This is a genomic window from Streptomyces sp. NPDC021012 (assembly GCF_044333355.1).
In the GTDB taxonomy this organism is placed as follows: Bacteria; Actinomycetota; Actinomycetes; order Streptomycetales; family Streptomycetaceae; genus Streptomyces.
The window spans coordinates 1-18,525 of sequence record NZ_JBIRQU010000001.1; the positions used below are offsets into that span (position 1 = coordinate 1).

Annotated in this window: 19 protein-coding genes and 5 tRNA genes; 6 read left to right on the forward strand and 18 right to left on the reverse strand. The window is 71.0% G+C overall.

Annotated features, from left to right (window positions below; all coding sequences use genetic code 11):
• Positions 1-91: 91 nt before the first annotated feature.
• Together thiD and ACH4TP_RS00010 are read right to left on the reverse strand one after the other, a co-directional pair.
• Positions 92-886 (reverse strand): bifunctional hydroxymethylpyrimidine kinase/phosphomethylpyrimidine kinase, encoded by a 795-nt coding sequence (gene thiD / locus ACH4TP_RS00005; RefSeq protein ID WP_398434985.1) that lies wholly within the window; start codon positions 884-886, stop codon positions 92-94.
• The gene (locus tag ACH4TP_RS00010) at positions 883-1,845 is read right to left on the reverse strand and encodes a thiamine-phosphate kinase (protein WP_116158650.1); all 963 of its coding nucleotides are present in this window, start codon (positions 1,843-1,845) and stop codon (positions 883-885) included. The genes thiD and ACH4TP_RS00010 overlap by 4 nt, the downstream gene beginning before the upstream one ends.
• A gap of 233 nt (positions 1,846-2,078) precedes the next feature.
• Here ACH4TP_RS00010 and ACH4TP_RS00015 point away from each other — a divergent pair, with 233 nt between their 5' ends.
• Positions 2,079-2,312 (forward strand): Lrp/AsnC family transcriptional regulator, encoded by a 234-nt coding sequence (locus tag ACH4TP_RS00015; RefSeq protein ID WP_017947604.1) that lies wholly within the window; start codon positions 2,079-2,081, stop codon positions 2,310-2,312.
• Between the two features lie 20 nt (positions 2,313-2,332).
• Positions 2,333-2,815: a DUF3515 domain-containing protein gene (locus ACH4TP_RS00020; protein ID WP_389232206.1), complete on the forward strand. Its 483-nt coding sequence runs from the start codon at positions 2,333-2,335 to the stop codon at positions 2,813-2,815.
• 29 nt (positions 2,816-2,844) lie between these two features.
• Here the strand turns inward: ACH4TP_RS00020 and ACH4TP_RS00025 are convergent, their stop codons facing one another.
• From ACH4TP_RS00025 to ACH4TP_RS00035, 3 genes are all read right to left on the reverse strand, one after another.
• Complete coding sequence (locus ACH4TP_RS00025; protein WP_389232203.1) at positions 2,845-3,984, reverse strand: D-alanine--D-alanine ligase family protein; 1,140 nt, start codon at positions 3,982-3,984, stop codon at positions 2,845-2,847.
• A gap of 67 nt (positions 3,985-4,051) precedes the next feature.
• On the reverse strand, positions 4,052-5,053 hold the full coding sequence (locus tag ACH4TP_RS00030; RefSeq protein ID WP_389232200.1) for an NAD(P)H-dependent glycerol-3-phosphate dehydrogenase: 1,002 nt from the start codon (positions 5,051-5,053) through the stop codon (positions 4,052-4,054).
• Positions 5,050-5,802, reverse strand: coding sequence for a lysophospholipid acyltransferase family protein (locus ACH4TP_RS00035; RefSeq protein ID WP_389232197.1), 753 nt, complete (start codon positions 5,800-5,802; stop codon positions 5,050-5,052). The genes ACH4TP_RS00030 and ACH4TP_RS00035 overlap by 4 nt, the downstream gene beginning before the upstream one ends.
• A gap of 128 nt (positions 5,803-5,930) precedes the next feature.
• On the opposite strand from ACH4TP_RS00035, the gene cofC reads away from it, so the two are divergent.
• Positions 5,931-6,596, forward strand: coding sequence for a 2-phospho-L-lactate guanylyltransferase (gene cofC, locus ACH4TP_RS00040; protein ID WP_389232194.1), 666 nt, complete (start codon positions 5,931-5,933; stop codon positions 6,594-6,596).
• Between the two features lie 10 nt (positions 6,597-6,606).
• Positions 6,607-6,816, forward strand: coding sequence for a hypothetical protein (locus ACH4TP_RS00045; RefSeq protein ID WP_030551092.1), 210 nt, complete (start codon positions 6,607-6,609; stop codon positions 6,814-6,816).
• 100 nt (positions 6,817-6,916) lie between these two features.
• Here the strand turns inward: ACH4TP_RS00045 and ACH4TP_RS00050 are convergent, their stop codons facing one another.
• The 4 genes from ACH4TP_RS00050 to leuC form a co-directional block, all read right to left on the reverse strand.
• Positions 6,917-7,618 carry an HU family DNA-binding protein gene (locus ACH4TP_RS00050; protein WP_389232191.1) on the reverse strand — a complete coding sequence of 234 codons (702 nt, stop codon included), beginning with the start codon at positions 7,616-7,618 and terminating at the stop codon, positions 6,917-6,919.
• Between the two features lie 143 nt (positions 7,619-7,761).
• On the reverse strand, positions 7,762-7,989 hold the full coding sequence (locus ACH4TP_RS00055) for a hypothetical protein (RefSeq protein ID WP_015036430.1): 228 nt from the start codon (positions 7,987-7,989) through the stop codon (positions 7,762-7,764).
• A gap of 104 nt (positions 7,990-8,093) precedes the next feature.
• Positions 8,094-8,687 (reverse strand): 3-isopropylmalate dehydratase small subunit, encoded by a 594-nt coding sequence (leuD, locus tag ACH4TP_RS00060; RefSeq protein ID WP_041131426.1) that lies wholly within the window; start codon positions 8,685-8,687, stop codon positions 8,094-8,096.
• A gap of 6 nt (positions 8,688-8,693) precedes the next feature.
• Entirely contained in the window at positions 8,694-10,118 is a 1,425-nt protein-coding gene (gene leuC / locus ACH4TP_RS00065; RefSeq protein WP_398189554.1) for a 3-isopropylmalate dehydratase large subunit, read from the reverse strand.
• 140 nt (positions 10,119-10,258) lie between these two features.
• Here leuC and ndgR point away from each other — a divergent pair, with 140 nt between their 5' ends.
• A complete protein-coding gene (gene ndgR / locus ACH4TP_RS00070; protein ID WP_005311436.1) occupies positions 10,259-10,975 on the forward strand; it encodes an IclR family transcriptional regulator NdgR in 717 nt (238 codons plus the stop codon).
• A 137-nt stretch (positions 10,976-11,112) separates the two neighbouring features.
• Here the strand turns inward: ndgR and ACH4TP_RS00075 are convergent.
• From ACH4TP_RS00075 to ACH4TP_RS00115, 9 genes are all read right to left on the reverse strand, one after another.
• A tRNA-Glu gene (locus ACH4TP_RS00075) sits at positions 11,113-11,185 on the reverse strand.
• A gap of 29 nt (positions 11,186-11,214) precedes the next feature.
• A tRNA-Gln gene (locus ACH4TP_RS00080) sits at positions 11,215-11,286 on the reverse strand.
• A gap of 22 nt (positions 11,287-11,308) precedes the next feature.
• A tRNA-Glu gene (locus ACH4TP_RS00085) sits at positions 11,309-11,381 on the reverse strand.
• A 61-nt stretch (positions 11,382-11,442) separates the two neighbouring features.
• Positions 11,443-11,515, reverse strand: a tRNA-Glu gene (locus ACH4TP_RS00090).
• A 41-nt stretch (positions 11,516-11,556) separates the two neighbouring features.
• Positions 11,557-11,628 (reverse strand) — tRNA-Gln (locus tag ACH4TP_RS00095).
• 95 nt (positions 11,629-11,723) lie between these two features.
• On the reverse strand, positions 11,724-12,446 hold the full coding sequence (locus tag ACH4TP_RS00100) for an HAD family hydrolase (protein ID WP_398434986.1): 723 nt from the start codon (positions 12,444-12,446) through the stop codon (positions 11,724-11,726).
• A gap of 65 nt (positions 12,447-12,511) precedes the next feature.
• Positions 12,512-13,987 (reverse strand): glutamate--tRNA ligase, encoded by a 1,476-nt coding sequence (gene gltX / locus ACH4TP_RS00105; RefSeq protein WP_389232184.1) that lies wholly within the window; start codon positions 13,985-13,987, stop codon positions 12,512-12,514.
• A complete protein-coding gene (locus ACH4TP_RS00110; RefSeq protein ID WP_389232181.1) occupies positions 13,980-14,765 on the reverse strand; it encodes a fumarylacetoacetate hydrolase family protein in 786 nt (261 codons plus the stop codon). The genes gltX and ACH4TP_RS00110 overlap by 8 nt, the downstream gene beginning before the upstream one ends.
• Before the next feature lie 110 nt (positions 14,766-14,875).
• Positions 14,876-15,079, reverse strand: coding sequence for a hypothetical protein (locus tag ACH4TP_RS00115; RefSeq protein WP_388845626.1), 204 nt, complete (start codon positions 15,077-15,079; stop codon positions 14,876-14,878).
• A 567-nt stretch (positions 15,080-15,646) separates the two neighbouring features.
• On the opposite strand from ACH4TP_RS00115, the gene ACH4TP_RS00120 reads away from it, so the two are divergent.
• The coding region (locus ACH4TP_RS00120; RefSeq protein WP_398434987.1) for a nitrate- and nitrite sensing domain-containing protein at positions 15,647-18,525 on the forward strand (2,879 nt) is incomplete at its 3' end.

Genomic DNA, 18,525 nt, shown 5'->3' on the forward strand with positions numbered 1-18,525 from the left:
GACCTGCTGCAGTGCTGGACCGGCACCTGCACCACCTGCGGCCGACCCCTGCCCCGCAACAGAACCAGACGAAGAACCTAACGAAGCACTACTAGGCGCGGAACCGCCAGCCGTGGTCCACCGGGCCGATGCCCGCGCCCAGCGCGAACCCGGCGGCGATGGCCCCCGTCACGTACTCCTTCGCCTGCCGTACGGCCTCCGGCACCTCCAGGCCCTTGGCGAGCCCGGAGGCGATCGCCGAGGCGAGCGTGCAGCCCGTGCCGTGGGTGTGCCGGTTGTCGTGGCGCGGGGCGCGCAGCCAGTGCTCCTCGGTGCCGTCCGTGAGCAGGTCCACGGCCTCCTGGCCGCCGGGCAGGTGCCCGCCCTTGATCAGGACCCAGCGCGGCCCGTACGACAGGACCGCCTCGGCGGCCGGCCGCATGTCGCCCTCCTCGGCCACCCGGACGCCGGTGAGCTGCGTCACCTCGTCCAGGTTCGGGGTGGCGACGGTCGCGACCGGCAGCAGCTTCGTACGGAGCGAGTCGAGCGCGGTCTCCGCGAGCAGCGGATCGCCGTGCTTGGAGACGCCGACCGGGTCGACGACCACCGGGGCCTCCACGGGGGCGAGCAGCTCCGCCACGGTCTCCACGAGCGCGGCGGACGCCAGCATGCCGGTCTTGACCGCCTGGACCCCGATGTCGTCGACGACCGCCCGGAACTGGGCGCGCACGGCCTCCACGGGCAGCTCCCAGACGCCCTGGACGCCCCGCGAGTTCTGGGCGGTGACGGCGGTGAGCACGCTCATGCCGTGGACGCCGAGCGCGAGCATCGCCTTCAGGTCGGCCTGGACGCCGGCGCCGCCGCCGGAGTCGGATCCGGCGACGGTCAGCACGAGGGGCGGATTCACTCCGTCTCTCCGAAGTGGTCCCAGCCGCCCACGCTGTGCCAGGGCGCGCCGTCCACGGTGACCTGCGGCAGCGCCGAGGGGTGGAGGACCTCGCCGATGACCTTCCAGCGGGCGGGGAGCTTCACGTCCGGCGGGAAGGTGGCCACGATGGCGTGGTCCTCTCCCCCGGTGAGCACCCACTGCATGGGGTCGACGCCGACGGCCTGGCCGATGTCGTTCATCTGGGTGGGGATGTCGATGAGGCCGGAGCGCAGGTCGATGCGGACCTTGCTGGCCTCGGCGATGTGCCCGAGGTCGGCGATGAGGCCGTCGCTGACGTCGCACATGGCGGTGGCGCCGAGTCCGGCGGCGGCCGGGCCCGCGTGGTACGGCGGCTCGGGCCTGCGGTGGGCCTCGACGAAGGCGCGCGGGGAGCGGAAGCCGCGGGAGAGGACCGCGTATCCGGCGGCGGACCAGCCGAGCCAGCCGGTGTAGGCGACGACGTCGCCGGGCTGTGCGCCGCCCCGGGTGACCGGGTCGTGGTTGCGGAGGTCGCCGAGGGCGGTGATGGAGACCATGATCGTGTCGCCGCGGACGACGTCGCCGCCGACCACCGCGGCGCCCGCGACCTGACATTCGTCGCGCAGGCCGTCCATCAGTTCCGTGGGCCATGTCACAGGGAGTTCGGCGGGTACGACGAGGCCGAGGAGGAGCGCGGTGGGGACCGCGCCCATGGCGGCGATGTCGGCGAGGTTCTGCGCGGCGGCCTTGCGGCCGACGTCGTACGCCGTGGACCAGTCTCGGCGGAAGTGGCGTCCTTCGAGCAGGATGTCCGTGCTGGCCACCACGCGCCGGTCGGGGGCGGAGACGACCGCGGCGTCGTCACCTGGGCCGATCCGTACCGCCGGGGTGGAGGTGAGCCGGGACGTGAGCTCTCTGATGAGCCCGAACTCGCCCAGCTCTCCGACTGTGCCCTTCACCGCGTCTCACCTCGTGTCTTCGTGCCGGCGAGCGGGCGGGGGCGCGTCTGGGCGCGCCGCGGGTCGCGGGCCGTCACCGTGCTGGGTACCGTCAAGTAGACCGTCAACTTCTGTCCTGCGTACGCCACACCCCGAGCGCCTCCGGACGCGCGGGTCTCCCCGTGGCCCGCGGCGACGCGGTACCGTGGCGTCCCTTTCTCCCACAAGATCCTCGTGGTCGCCCTGGAGGTTCCGTGGTTCAGGCGTACATCCTCATCCAGACCGAGGTGGGCAAGGCGTCGACCGTCGCCGACACCATCTCCAAGATCCCGGGGGTCATCCAGGCCGAAGACGTGACCGGTCCGTACGACGTCATCGTGCGCGCGCAGGCGGACACCGTCGATGAGCTGGGCCGCATGGTGGTCGCCAAGGTCCAGCAAGTGGACGGCATCACGCGCACCCTCACCTGCCCGGTCGTTCATCTGTAGCCCCCGTCTACGCTTGGCCGGTGACTTCTTCCCACCGGCCCTTCGGCCTGCCCGCCGCCGTCGCGGCCGCCGTCCTGATGTCGGCCGCCGCCGGCTGCTCCTCGCCGGACGCCTCGGCGTCCGTCGCGGTGCCAAGTCCGCCGGCGGAGGAGGCGCCCTTCTGCCAGGCCCTGGCGAAGGAGCTGCCCGACACCGTGGCGGGTCTTGAGCGGAGTGACCCGGAGCCCGGCTCGGATCTGACCGCCGGGTGGGGTGACGGTGCGATCGTACTGCGCTGCGGGGTCCCCCGGCCCGAAAAGATGAGCGATCCCAAGGCGCAGGCCGTCGAGGCGAACGGCGTCGCCTGGATGCTGGAGCGCACGGAGGGCGGCGGGCCCCGTTTCACCACGACGTACCGGAAGACGTACGTCGAGGTGACGCTGGACGAGCGGTTCGCGCACGACGCCACGCCGCTCGCGGATCTCGCCGACCCGGTCCGGAAGGCCGTGCCGCCGAGCCTCTGAGAGGCGCGGCGGCCGGGCCGTGTTCCGGCTTAGCGCAGGCCCGTGGAGCGGGTCAGCGCGGCCTGGATGAGCCGGTCGACGAGCTCGGGGTAGCCGACGCCGCTCTCCTGCCACATGCGCGGGTACATGGAGATGGGCGTGAAGCCCGGCATGGTGTTGATCTCGTTGATGACGAAGTCGCCGTCCTCGGTGAGGAAGAAGTCGGCGCGGACCAGGCCCTCGCAGGACACGGCCTCGTAGGCGAGGACGGCGAGGCGCTGGACCTCGGCGGTGGCCTCGTCCCCGATGGGGGCGGGCACGATGCCGGAGGCCGAGTCGATGTACTTGGCCTCGAAGTCGTAGAAGTCGTGGTCGGTGACCGGCGGGATCTCGGCCGGGACGCTGGCGCGCGGGCCGTCCTCGAACTCCAGGACGCCGCACTCGATCTCGCGGCCGCGCAGCAGCGACTCGACGAGGATCTTGGGGTCGTGGCGGCGGGCCTCCTCGATGGCCTCGTCCAGGCCGGAGAGGTCGTCGACCTTGGTGATGCCCATGGAGGAGCCGCCGCGGGCCGGCTTCACGAAGAGCGGCCAGCCGTGGTCGGCGGCGAACTCGACGATCTTCTTGCGGGCGGCGGCGGGGTTCTGCTCCCACTCGCGCGGCCGGATGACCTCGTACGGGCCGACCGGGAGGCCGAAGGAGGTGAAGACCCGCTTCATGTACTCCTTGTCCTGGCCGACGGCGGAGGCGAGGACGCCCGCGCCGACGTAGGGGACGCCGGAGAGCTCCAGGAGGCCCTGGAGGGTGCCGTCCTCTCCGTAGGGGCCGTGGAGCATGGGGAAGACCACGTCGACCTCGCCGAGGGCCGTGGGGACCTGCCCCGGCTCGGTGAGGACGACCTCGCGGCTGGACGGGTCGACGGGGAGGACGACGCCGCCCTGCTCGGACTCGGCCAGTTCGGCGACGTTGGGCAGCTTCCGGTCCGTGATGGCCATCCGCTCGGGGGCGTCGGCGGTGAGCGCCCAGCGCCCGTCCGTCGTGATGCCGATGGGCAGCACGTCGTACTTGTCCCGGTCGATGGCGCTCAGGACGGCGCCCGCCGTGACGACGGAGATGGCGTGCTCGGAGCTGCGGCCGCCGAAGACGACGGCCACGCGCGGCTTGCGGGGGCTCTGGGTGTTCTCGCTCATATCGCGATGAGCGTACCTTGCGACTCCCGAACTCCTGAGCGCCCCGCACTCCCCGCGCGCGGATGGCTCAGCGGCGCTCGGGCTTGGCCGAGCGCGACATCAGTTCCTTGAGCGCGACGACCGGCGGCTTGCCGTCGTGGACGATCGAGACGACGGTCTCGGTGATGGGCATGTCGACGCCGTGGCGGCGGCCCAGATCGAGCACGGACTCGCAGGACTTGACGCCCTCGGCGGTCTGCTTGGTGGCCGCGATGGTCTCCTGGAGGGTCATCCCGCGGCCGAGGTTGGTGCCGAAGGTGTTGTTCCGGGAGAGCGGCGAGGAGCAGGTGGCGACGAGGTCGCCGAGGCCCGCGAGGCCGGAGAAGGTGAGCGGGTCGGCGCCCATGGCGAGGCCGAGGCGGGTGGTCTCGGCGAGGCCGCGGGTGATGAGCGTGGCCTTGGAGTTGTCGCCGAGGCCCATGCCGTTGGCGATGCCGACGGCGAGGCCGATGACGTTCTTCACGGCGCCGCCGAGCTCGCAGCCCACCACGTCGGTGTTGGTGTACGGGCGGAAGTACGGGGTCATGCAGGCGGCCTGGAGGCGCTGGGCGACCGTCTCGTCGGAGCAGGCGGCGACGGCGGCGGCGGGCTGCCGGGCGGCGATCTCCTTGGCCAGGTTGGGGCCGGTGAGGACGGCGACGCGGTCGGCGGGGACGTCGGCGACCTCGGTGATGACCTCGCTCATCCGCTTGGCGGTGCCGAGTTCGACGCCCTTCATGAGGGAGACGAGGACGGTGTCCGGGGCGAGCAGCGGCTTCCAGGCGGCGAGGTTGCCGCGCAGGGTCTGCGAGGGGACGACGAGGACGGTGAAGTCGGCGTCCGCGGCGGCCTCGGCCGGGTCGGCGGTGGCCGTGATGCCCTTGGGGAGTTCGACCCCGGGCAGGTAGTCGGGGTTGGTCCCGGTGGTGTTGATCGCCTCGGCGAGTGCGGCGCGGCGGCCCCAGAGGCTCACCTCGCAGCCCGCGTCGGCGAGCACCATGGCGAAGGCGGTGCCCCAGGACCCGTTGCCGAAGACGGCGGCCTTGGTCACTTGGAACCCTCCTCGGCGGCCCTGCGCCGCTGTTCCAGGCGGGCCCTGCGGTGGTCGTACGGCTCGGCGGGCGCCTTCTCGCCGCGGACCTCCTCCAGGAGGGCGGTGATGGCGGCCATGATGACCTCGGTGGCCTCGCGGAGCACCTCGGGCGTCGGCTCCAGGCCGTCGAAGCGGGAGAGGTCGACGGGCGGTCCGGCCTGCACGATCAGCGTCTTGCGGGGGAACAGCCGGAACTTGTTCTCCTTGGCGTACGGCGGCATCGCGAGGTTGGCGCCCCACTGGGCCACCGGGATGACGGGGACCTTGGTGAGCAGCGCGACGCGGGCGGCGCCGGTCTTGCCGGCCATGGGCCACATCTCGGGGTCGCGGGTGAGGGTGCCCTCGGGGTAGAAGGCGACGCACTCGCCGCGTTCGATGGCGTCGACGGCGGCGCGGAAGGCGTCGAGCGCGTTGGTCGTCTCGCGGTACACGGGGATCTGGCCCGTGTTGCGGAGCATGGTGCCGACGAAGCCGCCCTTGAAGAGGCCCGCCTTGGCGAGGAAGCGCGGGACGCGGCCGGTGTTGTACTGGTAGTGCGCGTAGGACAGCGGGTCCAGGTAGGAGTTGTGGTTGACCGCGGTGATGAATCCGCCGTCGGCCGGCATGTGCTCCATACCGCGCCAGTCCCGCTTGAACAGAACCACCAGGGGGGGTTTGGCGATGACCGCCGCGAGGCGGTACCAGAAGCCGATTCTGCGGCGGGGCACTCGGACACCTTTCTCCGGGGACTGGCTGGCAGGGGGCCAAGTGTCGCCCCATGCTCCTGGTCTGTCGAGTGACACCGTACGCCCCGGACCCTCCGGTGGACCGCGTGGGCGGGACAGAATGGGCCCTGATGAAGCCGCCGCAGCCGATGCACACCGACACCGACGACGACTGGTCCCTGGTCGTCCCCCTGAAGCCCCTCTCCCTGGCGAAGAGCAGGCTCGCTGCCACTGCGGGGGCGCTGCTGCGGCCCCGGCTCGCGCTCGCGTTCGCCGAGGACACCGTGGCTGCGGTGCTGGACTGCGCGCGCGTACGGGATGTGGCGGTCGTCACGGACGATCCCGCGGCCGGCGCGGCGCTCGCGGCCCTGGGCGCGCGGATCGTGCCGGACTCCCCGGCGGCGGGGCTCAACGCGGCGCTCGCGCACGGGGTCCGTGCCGTACGGGCCGGGCGGCCGCACGCGCGCGTGGCGGCGCTCAACGCGGACCTTCCGGCGCTGCGGCCGGCGGAGCTGACCCGGGTCCTGGACGCGGCCGGGAATTTTCCCAGGGCTTTTCTCGCGGATGCCGCCGAAATAGGTACGACATTCCTCTCGGCGGGTCCGGGGGTGGAATTGGAACCGGCATTCGGGGGTCCGTCGAGGCTGCGGCATTTGTCTTCGGGGGCGGTGGAAATCCTGCTCGCCGGGGTGGATTCCGTACGCCGGGACGTGGACACCGGGGAGGATCTGGCGACGGCCCTGGCGCTGGGGCTCGGTCCGCGGACGGCCGCCCGGTGGCCGGTGGCGGCCGGATAGGCTGCGGTCCATGCAGGCGACCGCGTTCACGTACGACCCCGAGACCCGCAGCGGCAGTGTGCTGCTCGACGACGGCACCCCCGTGGAGTTCGGGGCGGAGGCCTTCGAGGCGGGCGGGCTGCGGCTGCTCCGGCCGGGGCAGCGGGTGCGGATCGAGGCGGAGCCTGGCACGTCGGGCGCGGGGCTCCGGATCACCCTGGTGACGCTGCAGACCTTCTGATCCGGAGCGTTCCGCTCCGGGCGTCCCGATCCGGGACGGGACACGCCGCGGGCCGGGCTCCCCGGGGGGAGCCCGGCCCGGCGGGTCGGTACCGCGCGTCCTACTTCTTGGCGGCGGTCTTCTTGGCGGTGGTCTTGCGCGCCGTCGTCTTCTTGGCGGGCGCCTTCGTCGCCGTGGCCTTCTTCGCGGCCGGCGCGGTCTTCTTCGCCGCGGCCTTGGTGACCTTCTTGGCGGCGGCCGTGGTGGCCTTCTTGGCCGGGGTCGCCTTCTTGGCGGCGGCCGTGGTGGTCTTCTTCGCCGGCGTCGCCTTCTTGGCGGCCGCCGTGGTGGTGGTCTTCTTGGCCGGGGTCGCCTTCTTGGCGGCGGCGGCCGTGACCTTCTTCGCCGGGGTCGCCTTCTTCGCGGCGGCCTTCTTGGCGGTGGTGGCCTTCTTCGCGGCGGCCTTCTTCACGGTCGCGGAGGCGCCACCGGTGAGGCTGCCCTTGGGGGCCTTCTTGACGGAGACCTCGCCGCCCTTGGGGAGCTTCTTCGAGCCGCTGACCAGGTCCTTGAAGCCCTGACCTGCGCGGAAGCGCGGGACGGAGGTCTTCTTGACCCGGACCCGCTCACCCGTCTGCGGGTTGCGGGCGTAGCGGGCCGGGCGGTCGACCTTCTCGAACGAGCCGAAACCCGTGACCGAGACCCGGTCGCCCGCCACCACGGCACGCACGATGGCGTCGAGCACGTGGTCGACGGCGTCGGCGGCCTGCTGACGACCGCCCATCTTGTCGGCAATCGCTTCTACGAGCTGCGCCTTGTTCACGTCTTCCCCTTCGGAGACATTGCCAGAACGAAAGTGTTCAAGCTTTTTCGCACGTTAGGCATGTATATACCGCAAATCAAACACGAAACGGTCTAATCACCCTAGTGCCGCAACGTGGAAGTCCCGTTGCGGAGTTCCTGGTGTCAGTCGTCCTCTGGGAATCGGCCCTCGTCGAGGTCCTTCATCAACCGGTCCAGACGCGTCGCCGCGTCCTTGAGATCGTGCTTCGCCGCGGCCGTCACGACCAGCAGCTTCCGGGACAGCGCCATCCTTACGCCCTCCGGGACTTGCAGTGAGCGCACCCTTGTGTGCGCTTCCTTCAATCGGGCGGCGACTGCCTCGTAGAGCTCGAGTTGGCTGTCGCGTTCCATGCACCGATTGTGCCATCTAGGGCGAGTTGTCGCCCGACAGGGTCTCAACAAGCGACTGCGCCCCCCACCGGGCGGTGGGGGGCGCAGTCTTGGAAAAGCGCTGCTCAGACCGTAATTGTACGGGGCTTGAAGGCCGGTCGAGCCGCCTCGTAGGCCGCGATGTCGGCTTCGTTCTGAAGGGTGAGGCTGATGTCGTCGAGGCCGTTCAGCAGACGCCAGCGGGCGTTCTCGTCGAGCTCGAAGTCGGCGTCGATCCCGGCGGCCAGGACCTTGCGGGCCTCCAGGTCGACGGTGATCTCGGCGGTCGGGTCGGCCTCGGTCAGCTCCCAGAGGGCGTCCACCGTCTCCTGCGGGAGGACGACGGTCAGCAGGCCGTTCTTCAGCGAGTTGCCGCGGAAGATGTCGGCGAAGCGGGAGGAGATGACGGCCTGGAAGCCGTAGTTCTGGAGCGCCCAGACGGCGTGCTCGCGGGAAGAGCCGGTGCCGAAGTCGGGGCCGGCGACCAGGACCGTGGCGCCCTGCCGCTCGGGGCGGTTGAGGACGAACTCGGAGTCCTTGCGCCAGGCCTCGAAGAGGCCGTCCTCGAAGCCGTCGCGGGTGACCTTCTTCAGCCAGTGCGCCGGGATGATCTGGTCGGTGTCGACGTTGCTGCGGCGCAGCGGGACGGCCCGGCCGGTGTGCGTGGTGAAAGCTTCCATGGTTCCTCAGACCCCCGCGGTGGTGGCGACGTCGGACAGATCGGCCGGGGAGGCCAGGTGGCCCAGGACGGCGGTGGCGGCGGCGACCTGGGGGGAGACCAGGTGGGTGCGGCCGCCCTTGCCCTGCCGGCCCTCGAAGTTGCGGTTGGAGGTGGACGCGGAGCGCTCACCGGGGGCCAGTTGGTCGGGGTTCATGCCCAGGCACATCGAGCAGCCCGCGTGCCGCCATTCGGCCCCGGCCTCCTTGAAGACCTTGTCCAGGCCCTCTTCGACGGCCTGCAGGGCGACCCGGACCGAGCCGGGGACGACCAGCATGCGGACGCCGTCGGCGACCTTGCGGCCCTCCAGGAGGGAGGCGGCGTTGCGCAGGTCCTCGATGCGGCCGTTGGTGCAGGAGCCTACGAAGACGGTGTCGACCTTGATGTCGCGCAGCGGCTGCCCGGCGGTCAACCCCATGTACTCCAGGGCCTTTTCGGCGGCCAGGCGCTCCGAAGCGTCTTCGTACGAAGCCGGGTCGGGGACGTTCGCCGAAAGCGGCGCGCCCTGGCCGGGGTTGGTGCCCCAGGTGACGAACGGAGCCAGCGAGGCGGCGTCGATGACGACCTCGGCGTCGAAGACGGCGTCCTCGTCGGACTTCAGGGTCTTCCAGTACGCGACGGCGGCGTCCCAGTCCTCGCCCTCGGGGGCGTGGGCGCGGCCCTTCAGGTAGGCGAAGGTGGTCTCGTCGGGGGCGATCATGCCCGCGCGGGCGCCGGCCTCGATCGACATGTTGCAGATGGTCATCCGGGCCTCCATCGAGAGCTTCTCGATGGCGGAGCCGCGGTACTCCAGGATGTAGCCCTGGCCGCCGCCGGTGCCGATCTTGGCGATGATCGCCAGGATCAGGTCCTTGGCGGTGACGTCCGCGGGCAGCTCGCCGTCGACCGTGATCGCCATGGTCTTGGGGCGGGCCAGCGGCAGCGTCTGGGTGGCGAGCACGTGCTCGACCTGGCTGGTGCCGATGCCGAACGCCAGCGCGCCGAAGGCGCCGTGCGTGGAGGTGTGCGAGTCGCCGCAGACCACGGTGGTGCCGGGCTGGGTCAGGCCCAGCTGCGGTCCCACCACGTGGACGACGCCCTGCTCGACGTCGCCCAGCGGGTGCAGCCGGACGCCGAACTCGGCACAGTTCTTGCGGAGGGTCTCCAGCTGTGCGCGGGAGACCGGGTCCGCGATCGGCTTGTCGATGTCGAGGGTCGGGGTGTTGTGGTCCTCGGTGGCGATGGTGAGGTCGAGGCGCCGTACCTGCCGGCCGTTCTGCCGGAGGCCGTCGAAGGCCTGCGGGCTGGTCACCTCGTGCAGCAGGTGCAGATCGATGAAGAGGAGGTCGGGCTCGCCCTCGGCGCGCCGGACGACGTGGTCGTCCCAGACCTTCTCCGCGAGTGTCCTACCCATCGCTTTCCCTCCGGCCGACGTCTACGCCGGCACAACTAGAGACCCGTTTCGCGGGCCGTTGTGCGGCCGCATCACCAGGGTCACAGGTTCCGAGAAAAATTGAACTTGCGTTTCACAGAGTGAGACGCGAATATCGTTGCATGGACAACTCTAGCGGCGTAGGCGTTCTCGACAAGGCAGCCCTTGTCCTGAGCGCCCTGGAGTCCGGTCCGGCCACCCTCGCAGGACTGGTCGCGGCGACGGGACTCGCACGACCCACGGCCCACCGACTGGCCGTGGCACTGGAACACCACCGGATGGTGGCCCGCGACATGCAGGGCCGGTTCATCCTCGGGCCGCGCCTGGCGGAGCTCGCCGCCGCGGCCGGCGAGGACCGCCTGCTCGCGACCGCGGGCCCGGTGCTGACGCATCTGCGCGACGTCACCGGCGAGAGCGCCCAGCTCTACCGGCGCCAGGGCGACATGCGCATCTGCGTGGCGGCGGCCGAGCGGCTCTCGGGCCTGCGGGACACGGTCCCGGTCGGCTCGACGCTGACCATGAAGGCCGGCTCGTCCGCGCAGATCCTGATGGCCTGGGAGGAGCCCGAGCGGCTGCACCGCGGCCTCCAGGGCGCCCGCTTCACGGCGACGGCCCTGTCGGGCGTACGGCGCCGCGGCTGGGCCCAGTCGATCGGCGAGCGGGAGCCCGGCGTGGCGTCCGTCTCCGCGCCCGTACGCGGCCCCTCGAACCGCGTGGTGGCCGCCGTGTCGGTCTCGGGTCCGATCGAGCGCCTGACGCGCCACCCGGGCCGCATGCACGCCCAGGCGGTCATCGACGCCGCCGCCCGTCTCTCCGAGGCGCTCCGCCGCAACGGCTGACCTCCTCCGCACCTCCCTGTTCGTACCGGCCCACCGCTCCAACGCCGCAGCGGTGGGCCGGAGTTGTGTCCTCACACACTCGGTGGACGCGAACAGCGAAGAAGCCCTCCCCCGAAGGGAAGGGCTTCTTCGTCGAGTACCCCCGACCGGATTCGAACCGGCGCTACCGCCTTGAGAGGGCGGCGTGCTAGGCCGCTACACAACGGGGGCTTTGGATCACACGTTGCCGTGGATCCGAGCTGGTCTACCAGGACTCGAACCTAGACTAACTGAACCAGAATCAGTCGTGCTGCCAATTACACCATAGACCAATACGTGGTTAGACCAGCGTCGTACCCCCGACCGGATTCGAACCGGCGCTACCGCCTTGAGAGGGCGGCGTGCTAGGCCGCTACACAACGGGGGCCCTAGCGATCCTGCATCGGCATCATCGGGAGCTACCCAGATGATCCCGCGGGAAGGATCTGTACCCCCGACCGGATTCGAACCGGCGCTACCGCCTTGAGAGGGCGGCGTGCTAGGCCGCTACACAACGGGGGCTTTGTGGATGCCAATCCACGGTTGCAGATGAGCTCTGCGAGCTGGCCTACCTGGACTCGAACCAAGACTAACTGAACCAGAATCAGTCGTGCTGCCAATTACACCATAGGCCACCGGAACTTGATCACTTCGAGAAGGGATCTTGCTCGGCTTGCGCTTCCGGGGCTTTCCGGCCTTTCGGCCCGTTCCCCTCGGCGCAGAAAGAACATTACCCGAAGGTGGACGGTGCTCCAAAACGCGTATCCGCACGCAGCAGCGCGGGCAGCTGTCGGAGGTCGGTGATCCGGGTCAGCTCGGGCCTCCCGCCGGTCCCCGCGCGGTCCAGCCAGATGCCCCGCAGGCCCGCCTCCACGGCGCCCCGGGCGTCGATGTCCGGCTGGTCCCCGACGTACGCGACCTGGTGGGGGCGCAGGCCAAGGGCCGCGCAGGCGGCGTGGAAGGCCTCCGGGGCCGGCTTGGCCACCCCGAGCTCGGCGGCGCACACCACGGCCTCGAAGCGGTCCCGTACGCCCAGGGTGCGGAGCTTGTGGTCCTGGTTGTGGATGCTGGAGTTGGACAGCACTCCGTGACGGTAGTCACGGGCCAGCAGGTCGAGGGCGGGGACGGTGTCGGGGAACAGCTCCCAGGCGGCCTCGTAATGGACCACGTACCGGTCGAACCAGCCGTCGGCCTCGGCGGCGGTGAGCTCCGGCCGCCCCAGGAAGTCCCGCACGCGCCCGCGCCGCTGCTCCCGGAAGTCCCCGCCCTCGGCCTCGTACCGGCGCCAGTGCAGCTCCGTGAGCTCCTTCCAGCGCCGCAGGGCCTCCTCGACGGAGCCGTACGCCCCGAGCAGCCCCTCGGTCGCGAGGTGCGCCCGCATCCCGGCCCGGTCGGCGCTCGCGTAGTCGAAGATCGTGTCGTCGATGTCCCAGAGCACCGCGCGGATGGTCATGAGAACGAAGGTACCCCCGTCCCGGGGCGTGGGACGGGGGTACCGGTGCGTACGTACGGCGCGGATCAGCCGGCGAGCTTCGCCAGGGTCGCGTCGATGCGGGCGAGGGTCTTCTCCTTGCCCAGGATCTCCAGGGACTCGAAGAGCGGCAGGCCGACCGTGCGGCCGGTGACGGCGACGCGGACCGGGGCCTGGGCCTTGCCGAGCTTGAGGCCGTGGGCCTCGCCGGCGGCCAGGACGGCGTTCTTGAGGGACTCGGGGTCGCTCCAGTCGGCGTCCACGAGCTTCTCGCGGGCGGTGGTGAGGAGGGCCGCGGGCTCGCCCTTCATGGCCTTGTCCCACGAGGGCTGGTCGAAGACCGGCTCGGGCAGGAAGAGGAAGTCCACGTTGGCCGTGATGTCCGAGAGGACGGTCAGGCGGGTCTGGGCGTGCGGGGCGATCCGCTCCCAGGCGTCCTGGTCGAAGTCCTCCGGCGCCCAGGGGGCGTGCGGGGCCCGGAGCCAGGGCTCGCAGGCCTCGGCGAAGGCCTTCACGTTCAGCATCCGGATGTGGTCGGCGTTGATCGACTCGGCCTTCTTGAGGTCGAAGCGCGCCGGGTTGGCGTTGACGTCGGCGATGTCGAACTTCTCCACCATCTCGGGGATGGTGAAGAGGTCCCGGTCGGCCGAGAAGGACCAGCCCAGGAGCGACAGGTAGTTCAGCAGGCCCGAGGGGAGGAAGCCGCGCTCCCGGTAGAGGTTGAGGGAGGCCTGCGGGTCGCGCTTGGAGAGCTTCTTGTTGCCCTCGCCCATCACGTACGGCAGGTGGCCGAAGGAGGGGATCTCCTTGGCGATGCCGAGCTCGATCAGCGCCTTGTAGAGCGCGATCTGGCGGGGGGTGGAGGAGAGCAGGTCCTCGCCGCGCAGGACGTGGGTGATCTCCATGAGGGCGTCGTCGACCGGGTTGACGAGGGTGTAGAGCGGGGCGCCGTTGGCCCGGAGGATGCCGTAGTCCGGCACGTTCTCCGGGGTGAAGGTCAGCTCGCCGCGGACCAGGTCGGTGAAGGTGATCGTCTCGTCGGGCATCCGGAAGCGGACGATCGACGCGCGGCCCTCGGCCTCGTACGCCGCCTTCTGCTCGGCGGTGAGGTCGCGGCAGTGGCCGTCGTAGCCGGAGGGGCGGCCGGCGGCGCGGGCGGCCTCGCGGCGCTCGTCGAGCTCCTCGGTGGTGCAGTAGCAGGGGTACGCGTACCCGCCGGCGAGCAGCTTGTCGGCGACGTCCTTGTAGATGTCCATCCGCTGCGACTGGCGGTACGGGGCGTGGGGGCCGCCGATCTCCGGGCCCTCGTCCCAGTCGAGGCCGAGCCACTTGAGGGAGTCGAGCAGCTGGTTGTACGACTCCTCGGAGTCGCGCGCCGCGTCGGTGTCCTCGATGCGGAAGACCATGGTGGCCTCGTTGTGCCGGGCGAAGGCCCAGTTGAAGAGAGCCGTGCGGACCAGGCCCACGTGGGGGTTGCCGGTCGGGGAGGGACAGAAACGGACGCGGATGTTCGCGTTAGCCACGCTTGATCACCTTGTTGGTGAGAGTGCCGATGCCTTCGATGGTGACGGCGACCTCGTCGCCGACGTTGAGGGGGCCGACCCCGGCGGGGGTGCCGGTGAGGATGACGTCGCCGGGGAGCAGCGTCATGGCCTCGGTGATGTGGACGACCAGGTCCTCGATGGAGCGGATCATGTCGCTCGTCCGACCCAGCTGGCGCTGTTCGCCGTTGACCGTGGCCTGGATGGTCAGGTCGCTCGGGTCGAGGTCGGTCTCCACCCAGGGGCCCAGGGGGCAGGAGGTGTCGAAGCCCTTGGCGCGGGCCCACTGCTTCTCGCGCTGCTGGGCGTCGCGGGCGGTGACGTCGTTCGCGCAGGTGTAGCCGAAGATGACGTCCTTCACGCGCTCGCGGGGCACCTCGCGGCACATGCGGCCGATGACCACGGCCAGTTCGGCCTCGTGGTGCAGCTCGTTGGAGAAGGAGGGGTACTCGATGGCGTCGCCGGAGCCGATCACCGAGGTGGTGGGCTTGAAGAAGGCGACGGGGACCTCGGGGACCTCGTTGCCGAGTTCGGCGGCGTGCTCGGCGTAGTTGCGGCCGATGGCCACGACCTTGTTGGGGAGCACGGGCGGCAGGAGCCGTACCTTGCTCAGCGGGACCTTGGTGCCGCTGAGCTCGAAGTCGGTGTACGGAATGCCCTTGATGATGTCGAGGACGAGGCCGCCGGACTCGACGGTTCCCTCGCCCTCGACGGCGCCGAAGGCCACATTGCCGTCGATGGAGAATCTGGCGATGCGCACGAGTGCTGTCGCCCCTCACTTGGTACTGGCTGGAGTCTGACGCTCCAGGCTAACGCGACGAGGGGGCGGCCGACCGGCGTTATCAGCGGGGCGAATGGGGCCGGAGGGCCTCAGCGCGTCGCGGTGGCGTACGGCTGGGGCTCGTAGGGGGCCGGGGCCTGCATCAGGATGGTGCGGCGCGGGTTGGCCGTGTTGCCCGGGAGCTCGACCGCGTACTCCGGCTGGGCGCCCCGGCCGAGTTCTGCGGCGTCCGAGAGGTGCACGAGGGTGGAACGGCGGGGGTTGGCCGTCTTGCGGAGCGTCGTCGTCTTCATCGCGGTGATCAGACCTTGTTCCGGTACGGGCGCCCGAACAGGCGCGAAGGGGTGTAAAGCGTCAGGCTAAACATGCGATCCCCTTCGAATGCATGGCAGAGACACCGATTTGGGTGTGAGTTTGCTCACCTCGCGCATCACATTCCGGGCATTACGGACCGTCGCCAGTGACCACGGAAAGGGACATTACGCCACTGAATGAGCTATTCCGCTCCTGATCATGGCGACTGGGACACGTGGGGATGCCCGGCCATTGGGCCGTATAAGTCCGAATCCTCCGTGATCATCTTCTACATGGGGTGACACGTCGTGCACGCTTTGTCATACCCCTCCCGCCACGACACGCGGCCCTTGTTGGAGATCCGGCACTGTGCTGGAATTCCACGCACCGCCGCGGGTTTCAAGCCGGCGCGCAGGAGGCGCAACGCAGCGCCGGCCTAGTGGCGGGGAAGGGGGAACTGCGCCGGTCACCGACGACCACCCGGGCGCCCCACGCGCCCCGATCGACACCGACACCGTCCTCTCCGTTCATCCGGAAGGACGCCTGGTCCAGAGGTTGCGACGCTAGTGCAGGGACGTTTCAAGAGGGATGGCTCGGGGTCTTCCCAGGCCCGCCAGGGCCGAGCGGATGCTCCGGCGGAGCAGGAACCGCGTGCCGGGACCGACCGCGGTCCCTCGGCCTCGCACACCCCGAACCAGGGCCAGGCACCGTCCGGCGAGGGCGGTGACGGCGGCAGGCGCGCGAGCACCTCGGCCAAGTCCGCCGAGCCGGCCGCCACCGCCCCCAAGGTCCGGCCCGAGAACGAGGTCGGCCCGCGAATAGCCCTGCGCAACTGGCGCATCTCCACGCGCCTGGTCGCGCTCCTCACCCTCCCCGTGGTCGCGGCGACCACCCTGGGCGGCATCCGCATCAGCGACTCGCTCCAGGACATGGAGCAGCTCGACCACATGCAGCTGCTCACCAAGCTGACCCGTGAGGCGACCGGCCTCGCGCAGGCCCTCCAGGCCGAGCGCGACCTGTCCGCCGGTCCGCTGTCCAACGGCCGCCCGGTCAGCGACTACCAGGTCGCCAACCCGCGCCGCAAGACGGACCGCGAGTACAAGGCCTTCCTCGACGCCACCAACGAGATCCCGGCCACCGAGGGCGACGAGGCGCTGCGCAGCATCCGCCAGAACGTCAGCCAGATCGCCTCGCAGGTCACCGAGCTCCACGCCATCCGGAGCAGCGCCTACGAGAAGGGCGTGTCCCACTCGGTGACGGTCGAGGCGTACAGCCGCCTCATCCGCTCGCTCCTCAGCCTGTCCCAGGACATGGCGCAGGCGACCAGCAACCCCGAGATGATCAAGCGGACCCGCGCGCTCGCCGCGTTCTCGTCCGCCAAGGAGTACGCCTCCATCCAGCAGGCGATCATCGCGGCCGCGCTCCCCCAGAGCGACCGGACCTCCGGCCACCTCCAGCAGGGTGACCGCCTCTACGGCGAGGCCGCCCTCAACAGTGAGGGCGTCGAGCTCAAGTCGTTCCAGGCGATCTACGAGTCGACCGGCGGTGACGCCGCCGAGAAGACCGAGACGCTGAACAGCGGCGACCCGTCGATCAACGCCGCCAACAAGTACGCCGAGCGCGTGCTGAACTCCGACGACGCGATGGCGAGCGGCCCCAAGCGCGGCCACCTCAACTTCACCGACGAGTACAACACCAAGATCGCCGCCATGAACCGCATCGAGCTCGGTCTGCTCGGTGACATGGAGACGATGGCCCGTGAGCTGAAGCAGGAGTCGCAGCGCGACGCCATCATCAACGGTGCCCTGATCCTCCTCGTCCTCGGCGTCTCGCTCATCGGCGCCTTCGTCGTGGCCCGGTCCATGATCCGGTCGCTGCGGCGACTCCAGGACACCGCGACCAAGGTCGCCCAGGACCGCCTGCCCGAGCTCGTCAAGCAGCTCTCCGAGTCCGACCCGCAGGACGTCGACACCTCCGTCGAGTCCGTCGGTGTGCACTCCCGGGACGAGATCGGCCAGGTGGCCGCGGCCTTCGACGACGTGCACCGCGAGGCCGTCCGCCTCGCCGCCGAGCAGGCCCTCCTCCGGGGCAACGTCAACGCGATGTTCACCAACCTCTCGCGCCGTTCCCAGGGCCTCATCCAGCGTCAGCTCTCGCTCATCTCCGAGCTGGAGTCCCGCGAGGCCGACCCGGACCAGCTCTCCTCGCTGTTCAAGCTCGACCACCTCGCGACGCGTATGCGCCGTAACGGTGAGAACCTCCTCGTCCTCGCCGGCGAGGAGCCCGGCCGCCGCTGGACCCGCCCGGTCCCGCTGGTCGACGTCCTCCGTGCCGCCGCCTCCGAGGTGGAGCAGTACGAGCGCATCGAACTGGCCGCGGTCCCGGCGACCGAGGTCGCCGGCCGGGTCGTCAACGACCTCGTGCACCTCCTCGCCGAGCTCCTGGAGAACGCCACGTCGTTCTCCTCCCCGCAGACCAAGGTCCGGGTCACCGGTCACGCGCTGCCCGACGGCCGCGTGCTCGTCGAGATCCACGACACCGGCATCGGCCTCTCCCCCGAGGACCTCGCCGCGATCAACGAGCGGCTCGCCTCGCCGCCCACCGTGGACGTCTCGGTCTCCCGCCGCATGGGTCTGTTCGTGGTCGGCCGCCTGTCCCTGCGACACGGCATCCGGATCCAGCTGCGCCCGTCCGACTCGGGCGGCACCACCGCGCTCGTCATGCTCCCCGTCGACGTCGCCCAGGGCGGCAAGAAGCCCATGCCCAAGCCGGGCCAGGGCGGCCAGGGCGCGATGCCGCAGGGTGGCTCCGCCCCCGGCGGCCGTCTCCCCGGCGGTCCCGGCGCGGCCGGCGGCCCCGGCGGACGTCCGGGCCAGGGCGGTGCCCCGTCCTCGGCGGCCGGCCGTCTCGCCGCCGGTGCCGCGCGCGGCCAGGTCGGTGCGAGCGGTCCCCGGGCCGCGCTGCCCGCCCGTGACGGTGCCCCGCTGGCCGGCGGCCCGCAGTCCCGCACCCCGCAGCCGCAGCCGCAGAACGCCCAGCTGGAGCAGACCGGCCAGCTGCCGCAGGTCCCCCAGGCCCCGCAGGCGCCCGAGGCGATGCGTCCGGGTCCCGGCGGGGGCGGCCTCATCGGCGGCGCCGCGAGCGCCATCCCGTCCCGTACGGACGTGTGGGGCAACCAGCCCGGGCCCGCCGCGCAGCAGCAGCAGGGCCAGGCCCAGCAGGGCGGTTACGACTTCCCGCGCGCCGAGCTGCCCGGGGGCACCCCCCAGCAGCAGCGCCCGCAGGCCGCGAGCTGGGGCAACGACCCGCAGCAGCAGCCGGTCCGGCGCCCCCAGCAGGAGATGTCCCCGCTGGACGCCCCGCGCGGTCACGAGGAGCCGGAGTCGGCGGGCCTGTTCGGTGGACCGGCGGCCCCGCAGGGCCCCGGTTCCACGGGCCAGTTCCC